This is a genomic window from Amycolatopsis sp. NPDC059021, assembly GCF_042739895.1.
GTDB lineage: Bacteria > Actinomycetota > Actinomycetes > Mycobacteriales > Pseudonocardiaceae > Amycolatopsis.
In genome coordinates this window covers 56,564-62,966 of record NZ_JBHYIQ010000020.1, presented here as the reverse complement: position 1 = coordinate 62,966, position 6,403 = coordinate 56,564, and the positions used below count along the sequence as shown (strand labels likewise).

Annotated in this window: 6 protein-coding genes; 3 read left to right on the top strand and 3 right to left on the bottom strand. The window is 69.5% G+C overall.

Going from position 1 to position 6,403, the window contains the following annotated elements; all coding sequences use genetic code 11:
* Window positions 1-136 precede the first annotated feature (136 nt).
* Together ACFWX1_RS14675 and ACFWX1_RS14670 are read right to left on the bottom strand one after the other, a co-directional pair.
* Window positions 137-1,492 carry a pyridoxal phosphate-dependent decarboxylase family protein gene (locus ACFWX1_RS14675; RefSeq protein ID WP_378387404.1) on the bottom strand — a complete coding sequence of 452 codons (1,356 nt, stop codon included), beginning with the start codon at window positions 1,490-1,492 and terminating at the stop codon, window positions 137-139.
* A gap of 66 nt (window positions 1,493-1,558) precedes the next feature.
* Window positions 1,559-2,782: an FAD-dependent monooxygenase gene (locus ACFWX1_RS14670; protein ID WP_378387402.1), complete on the bottom strand. Its 1,224-nt coding sequence runs from the start codon at window positions 2,780-2,782 to the stop codon at window positions 1,559-1,561.
* A gap of 74 nt (window positions 2,783-2,856) precedes the next feature.
* Between ACFWX1_RS14670 and ACFWX1_RS14665 the strand changes: the two genes are divergently transcribed.
* A complete protein-coding gene (locus tag ACFWX1_RS14665; protein WP_378340180.1) occupies window positions 2,857-3,390 on the top strand; it encodes a TetR/AcrR family transcriptional regulator in 534 nt (177 codons plus the stop codon).
* A gap of 1 nt (window position 3,391) precedes the next feature.
* Here ACFWX1_RS14665 and ACFWX1_RS14660 read toward each other — a convergent pair whose 3' ends face one another.
* Window positions 3,392-5,194 (bottom strand): glycoside hydrolase family 97 catalytic domain-containing protein, encoded by a 1,803-nt coding sequence (locus ACFWX1_RS14660; protein ID WP_378387400.1) that lies wholly within the window; start codon window positions 5,192-5,194, stop codon window positions 3,392-3,394.
* A gap of 166 nt (window positions 5,195-5,360) precedes the next feature.
* Between ACFWX1_RS14660 and ACFWX1_RS14655 the strand changes: the two genes are divergently transcribed.
* Both ACFWX1_RS14655 and ACFWX1_RS14650 read left to right on the top strand, forming a co-directional pair.
* Window positions 5,361-5,633, top strand: coding sequence for a DUF6412 domain-containing protein (locus ACFWX1_RS14655; RefSeq protein ID WP_378387398.1), 273 nt, complete (start codon window positions 5,361-5,363; stop codon window positions 5,631-5,633).
* A gap of 46 nt (window positions 5,634-5,679) precedes the next feature.
* Window positions 5,680-6,399, top strand: a complete 720-nt coding sequence (locus tag ACFWX1_RS14650; protein WP_378387396.1) for a YidC/Oxa1 family membrane protein insertase — start codon at window positions 5,680-5,682, stop codon at window positions 6,397-6,399.
* Window positions 6,400-6,403 lie beyond the last annotated feature (4 nt).

Below are 6,403 nucleotides of genomic sequence, written 5' to 3'. Positions count from 1 at the left end.
GTCCAAGCCCACTCACGGTTCCATCACACGCGTATCCGTGCCGGCCGTCCCGGGGCGGGGCTCACTCGGGTTATGGTCGTGTATGCCCCCCTTCCCAGCGCTCACCGCTGTGAAGGAGGCCTTCACGGACGGGCACTCACTCCCGCGCGGCGAGCTTTTCGACGCGCCGGTGCAGGGTGCCGAGGTAGTCCTCGGACTCCGGTTTCATCAGCACGCTGCGCAGCACCCGCACCCGGCCGACGTCCTCGGTGTAGGCGGGGTGGCGGCGGCCGAAGCCGGCCGCGGTGGTGGACAGCACGCTCAGGAACACCGGATCGTCCGGATCCGTCATGCCCTCCTGCATCACCCGGGCCGAGGCGGCGTCGACCGCGCTGAGCCGCTGGTCGGTGACCGGGAAGTAGCTCACGATGTCCAGTTCCGGCCGCTGGTAGAGCCGGAGATCTTCGCTGGCCTCGATCATCTCGGCCCAGCTCGCCGCCGCCCGCCTGCCCGCGGCGAGCACCGCGCCGAGGCCGTCGGTGGTCAACGGGAACAGCCGGAGTGTCAGCCACAGCGCCGCCGCGGCCGCGCCGGGCCGTGAGCATTCGAGGCTGATCTCGCCGAGATGCAGTTCGTCGGAGGTGAAGTAGGTGTAGGGCGAGTCGTGCCGGTAGAACCGCCCGACCGCCGGATCGGCGAACAGCACCGCGCCGCAGCCGTAGGGCTGCAGGCCGTGCTTGTGCGGGTCGACCACCACCGAATCGCAGCCCGCGATCGCCTTCCACGGGGCGGCGTCGAGCCCGTCGGTGCCCGCGAGCAGGGTGAAGAAACCGCCGTACGCCGCGTCGACGTGCACCCGGACGCCGTGCTCGCGGCACAACGCGAGCACGTCGTGGATCGGGTCGACGACGCCGAGCCCGGTGGTGCCCGCGGTGACCACCACCGTCCCGATCGTGCCGCGGCCGAGCAGCTCGCGCAGGGCCCCGACGTCCATCCGCCCCGCCGCGTCCACGGGAACCGCGTTGCCTTCGACGCCGAGCAGCCCGCACATCCTCGCGTGCGTGTAGTGGCTCTCCGCGCTGAAGGCGACGCCGCGGCCGGGGTGGATTTCCCTTGCCACGTATAGGGCTTCGAGGTTGGCGATGGTTCCGCTGCTGGTGAGGTGCCCCAGATGCGTGCCGAATCCGAACATCGTGGCCAGTTCGGCGACGACCTCGCGTTCCATCCGCGCGGTGGCCGGGCCGCCGTCGAGAGCGTGGTTGTTGGGGTTGACCAGCATCGCGGCGAGGTACCCGGCCACCGCGGCCGGATGCGGCGGCTTCAGCATCTGACCGGCGTAGCGGGGATGGAAGAACGGATAGTTGTCCTCGAGCCGCTCGGCCAGCTCGTCCACAATGGACTCCAGCTTCGCCTGATCGACCCGCAGTGCCTCGGCCACCTGGTACTCGCCGAACCGGGACGTCCACCGCTCGTGGTTGTCCAGCACCCTGGTCAGCGCGCTTCGCAGATCCATCGCTCTCCCCGTGCCGAGGCGAACCCAGTCGTTTGGGGCCGAATATAACACGGGGAGAGCGCCGGATCAGGCCGTGACCGAAGTGGAGTAGTCCTTCACGGTCATCGATTCGTGCATGCGGAAGGTCTGGGTGTTGAGCCGCGCCAGCGCCTTGCCCACGCCGGCGGGGAGGGCGGAGACGACCCGCGCGCCGGTGACGAGCCCCCACATACCGAACCGCGAACCCGGGATGAGGGTCTTGGCCGCGGTCGTGGCGAACGTGCGGCTGGCCTGTACCAGTTCGGCCATTTCCCGTTCGTAGGCGGGGAAAGCGCGGGTGTGGTCGCCGTTCGCGGCGGCCAGTTCCCCGGCCAGGACGTAGGCGCCGAGCACGGCGAGGCTGGTGCTGCCGCCGACCGCGGGCCCTGGGCAGTAACCCGCGTCGCCCACGAGCGTCACGCGCCCGCGCGACCACGTGTCCATCCGCAGTTGGGTGATCGAGTCGAAGTAGAACGCCGGGGTGTCCTCCAGCCGCCCCAGCCATTCGCCGACGTCGGAGTGCAGCCCGGCGAACGCCGCGCGCAGGAGTTCCTTCTGCCGTGCGACATCGCGGTAGTGGTAGTCGAGCGGTTCGCTGCGGAACAGGCACACCACCCGCGCGTCGCCGAGGTGCCGCGCGCCGTACATCCCGGCCATCCGGTCGACGCCGAGGTGATTGACGAACTCGCCGTCGAGGTTCCGGTCGTTGGGCACCGAGAACACCGCGAGATAGGCGCCGATGAACTCGCTGAACTGCGACTCCTCGCCGAAGATCAGCCGCCGGACGTTCGAGTGCAGCCCGTCCGCCCCGACCACGATGTCGAAACGCCGCGGCTCGCCGTGTTCGAAAGTCACTTCGCCGTCGTCGGAGATCGACGTGATCGAGTCGCCGAACACGTACTCGACGTCGTCGCGGGTGGCGTCGTAGTACACCTCGCCCAGGTCGTCGCGCATGATTTCGAGGTGGCGATCCGAGGTCGCGCCGTAGATCTTCGTGAGATCCACGGAAACAGGCCGCGCGACGCCCTCCCGGTACACGGTCATCCGGTCGGTGCCGGTGGCCTTCGCTTCGAGCCGGGGCAGGACGCCCATCCGCTCGGAGATCTCCATGGCCGGCCGGAACAGGTCGACCGCGTGCCCGCCCGTCTTGCGCGGGGACGGCGCGCGTTCGACCACCGTGACCTCGAAGCCGTGGCGGGTGAGCCAGTAGGCCAGTACCGGCCCGGAGATGCTGGCGCCGGAAACGAGTACCGCTTGTGAAGAACTCGGCATGATTCCCTCCTTACTTACCGGAAGGTAAGCATACCATCGATCTGACCTAACGGTAAGTAAGTTATCCTGGATCAGTGGCGAAACCCCCGGGCACCAAGCAGCGCATCCAGACGGCCGCGCGTGAGCTCTTCACGAGTAAGGGGGTGCGCAACACCAGCCTGCAGGAGATCGCCGACCGGCTCGGGATCACCAAACCGGCGCTGTACTACCACTTCTCCTCACGCGAGGAACTGGTCCGCAGCATCGTGCAACCGCTGATCGACGAGGGCGAGGCGTTCCTGGTCGCCCAGGAGGCGCTGGACGAGGTCGCGCCCCGCGCGTTGTTCGAGGAGTACTTCGACTTCCACTACCGGCACCGCGAACTGATCGTCCTCGTGATGAGCGAGCTGACGACGTTGTCCGAGCTCGGCCTGATCAGGATCGTGCTGGCCTGGCGGGAACGGCTCGCGGCGCTGCTGACCGGTCCGGATCCCTCGCTGGCGCTGTCGGCTCGCGCGGTGGTCGCGCTCGGCGGCATCCAGGACTGCACCGTCCAGTTCCCCGACGCGCCCGCCGACGAACTGCGGAAGGCGACGGTCGACGCGGCCTGTGCCGCGCTGGGCGTCTGAGTTACCGGTCGCAGTCGGCCGGGCGGCAGAACATCGTCACGAAGCCGCCGTTCGCCAGGACGGGAACGCTGATCCGGCCGTCGGGCTCGACGGGGAACTTCTCGCGGGTGAGCCCGCCTTCGGGCTTGTCGCGCACCAGCTCGGCGCGCCACGGGCCTTCGCCGAGGAAGTCGAGCGGCAAGGTGATCGTGGTCGCCGGCCCGGCGTGGATGCCGCCGAGGAACCAGCGGCCGCCGGACCGTCGCGCGAACACGGCGTCACGACCGGGCCTGCCGGTGATCAGACGGGTTTCGTCCCAGACCGTCGGGAGCCGGTCGAGCGTCCAGAGCGCCTCGGGCCGCGACTCGTAGTTCTCCGGTTTGTCCGCCGCGTGCTGCCAGCCCGACTCGTAGACGAAGAACGTCGCGACCTCGTGTGCCTCGGTAGTGTCCCGATCCGACACGACGAACGCCGTCGGCGTGTAGTCCATGCTGCCGACCACGTTGCGGGTGAACGGGAACATCGTGTTGGTCGCCGCGCGGGTCTTGAACTGCTCGGCGCCGCGCACCGCCTCCATGCTCATCACGTGCGGCCAGGTGCGCTGCAGGCCGCGGGGGATCGTCGCGCCGTGGAAGTTGATCATCAGGCGGTAGCGCGCGGCGTCGGCGGCCATGGCGTCGTACCACCGGAACCGCGCCTGCGCGTCGGAGTCCATGAAGTCGACCTTGACCCCGGCCGCGCCCCACAGCTTGGCCTTGGCGAGGTTGATCGCCCGCTTCGCCGCGGTGTCCATTGTGGACCAGTGATACCAGAGGAGCACGTCGACGTCGCGGTCTCGCGCGTAGTCGATGACGCCGGGGACCCAGGACGCGTCCCAGCCCTCGTCGATCAGCACGTACGGCCAGCCGTTGCGTGCGGCGAAATCGATGAAGTCCTTCTGCCGCTTCGGATCCTTCGGGCTGTCGTGCTCGGAAAGCCACGACCACGCCACCTTGCCCGGCCGGATCCACGAGGTGTCGGCCAGTTTCGACGGCGGTGCCAGATCGTCGACGAGGGTGGATTCGGTCACCGTCGCCAGATCGCCGATGATCGCCACCCGCCACGGCGTCGGGCCCTGGGTATGGACCTCGGCGTCGGCGAGCTTGATCCGGTAATCCCCGCCGCCGGTGTGGGTCAGCCGCGCCCCGGAGTACCGTCCATCCACATCGGACTCGGTGAGCAGCGCGTAGGTGCCGCCGGCGTCGAACAGCGACGGGAAGCCGTAGTCGCCGCGCGGCGCGCCGGCGGCGGTGGTCTCGAACCGGACGCCTTCGTAGTTCGGGGTGTAGGGCAGCAACCACGCGGGCGCCGCCGGTGGCGGGGCGAACGCGGACGTCTCGCCGGTCACCCGCACCCGTCCCGCTTCGGGCAGGAGATAGCGGTAGGCGACGCCGTCGGCCGCGGCGCGGACCACGACGTCGAGCCGGACGTCGTCCTCGTTCTCGAAGGACAGCATCGTCTCCACCGAGCGCGCGTGCCGGTGCAGGCGTTTGCCGGTGGTCATGGTGTACCGCTCGTCGACCTCCCGGTCCACGCGGCCGAGGAAACGCAGCCCGCGCGTGAGGTCGGCGGCGGTGGTGCGGATCCCCATCGGCGCCGGGGCGAGGACCGATCGTCCGCCGCGGGTGGCCGCGAACAGCAGGCCGCCGTCCGCGCCGAGGGAGACCTCGGCCGTCACGTCACCGGTCAGGCTGACCGCCCAGCGGTCCGCGGCGGAGGCGGTGGTCGCTGTGAACGGGAGCAGCGGAATGGCCGCGAGCAGGAGCAGGAACCGTCGCAGCGCCAACGGATTCTCCTTGTCCGTAGGACTTCCTCGTCCGTCCGGACATCCTGCGGGAACAGTGCGTATCCGGTCAATCGCTCATCGGAGTGGCCGGGGGCGATCACTTCCCGATCACCGGTACGCGATCGGATTCGGGTATCCTGGCGCGGTCTGGGAAAGGGGGCGCACTGTGACCACATTGCTGGCTTTGGCGTTCCCCGCGCTCACCTCGGCCACGGCCCTGGTCGCGTTCGCCTCGGTCGTCGCCGCGAGCCTGCTCGTGGTCCTCCTCGTCAGCCGCGCCCATGGCGACGAGCTGGCCCTGTGGTCGGCGCCGACGCGGGGCCGCGCCATCGCGTTGCGGCAGCGGGCTCGCCGTGCCGCGTTCATCAGGCTCAGGGATCCCGGCGCGCCCGGCCGCAGCAGGCCACGGGCACCGGGTATGCGCAGCACGGCTGCGTAGTCCTTTTCTTTCTGCGCAGCCATTCCGTTCACCTCACTTTTCTTCTTTGAACAACGGAGTGCTGCCCATGTTCGGCTTTCTCGACGTGCCCGTTTCGGGCGCGTATCACCTCGTCCACTGGCTTGTCGCGGTCACCCAGCCCGTCACCGGTCACTTCGCGATCGCGCTGGCGATCGTCCTGTTCACCGCCACCGTCCGGCTCCTGCTGCTCCCGCTCGCGAAATCCGCCGTACGCGGCGAGCGGGCCAGGGCCGAGCTGATGCCCCGGATCGGCGAGCTGCAGAAGAAACACGCGGGCGACCGCGAACGGCTGGCCGCCGAAATCTCCCGGCTGCAGGCCGAATCCGGTACGTCGATGTTCGTCGGCTGCCTGCCGATGCTCGCGCAGCTGCCGTTCTTCTGGGTGATGTACCGGCTGTTCACCACGCCGGTGATCGACGGCGAACCCAACTCGCTGCTGTCCGGCACGCTGCTGGGAACGCCGCTGGGCGGGCACGGCTTCGCTGCGGGCCCGATGGTGTTCGTGATCGCGGCCGGGCTCGGCGTCGTCGCGTGGTTCTCGGTGCGCTGGCAGGACCGTCAGCGCACCGAAACCGCGTCGGCGCCCGCTGCGAAGCTGCTGCGGTTCCTGCCGTACGGGACCGTGCTCGCCACGATCTTCCTCCCGGTGGCCGCGGATCTGTACCTGCTCACCACCACCGCGTGGACCGCCGCCGAACGCGCGCTGCTGCGCCGTCCACAACGGACAGTCGAAGCGAAGGGCTAGCGCC